The following is a 551-nucleotide window of genomic DNA, read 5'->3' on the forward strand; positions in this document are numbered from 1 at the left end:
TACCAACAACTTATCAAGATGTCGGGTTGCCTGGTTCGCTTCATACAGACCGTAAAGCTCATTACTTTTGTGGAAAACTTCCGATTCAGGTGAGTTGATGTATTTAGCTTTGTCGTCCCCTAAGGTTCGCCCCCCAAAAGCCACAGTCTTACCGCGGCTATTTCGAATAGGGAACATTAAGCGATCTTGAAATAGATCAAAGGGGTTGTCGTACTTATCGAGAACGGTTTTGGTCTGAATGAGTGACTTTAAGGTTTCTGGGGCGGCTTTAGCACTCAGAAAATCCCGCTCGGCCGGTGCAAAGCCGATAGCGAAGCGCTCAATCACTTCGTCCGACAAGCCACGCCTTTTCAGGTAGTCCTGAGCACGCGATTTATTGGCATGAGACTTTAGCGCATCCCTGTATTTCAGATTTGCGTACTCTAAAGCTTCCCACAACTTTGCTTGAAGGCTGTATACCTTTTGGACTTTTTCGTCTCTCGGCACCTCGATGCCAGCGATCTTCGCCAGCTCTTCAACCGCTTCATTAAAATCCAGGTTATCGTGTTCGC

The 551-nt window shown here is 47.5% G+C and carries 1 pseudogene; it reads right to left on the reverse strand.

Features of this window, described 5'->3' with window-relative positions:
- Window positions 1-551 (reverse strand): annotated as a pseudogene (locus A3763_RS06295) (DNA primase); the annotation flags it as partial.

The sequence above is a fragment of the Oleiphilus sp. HI0128 genome (assembly GCF_001635365.1).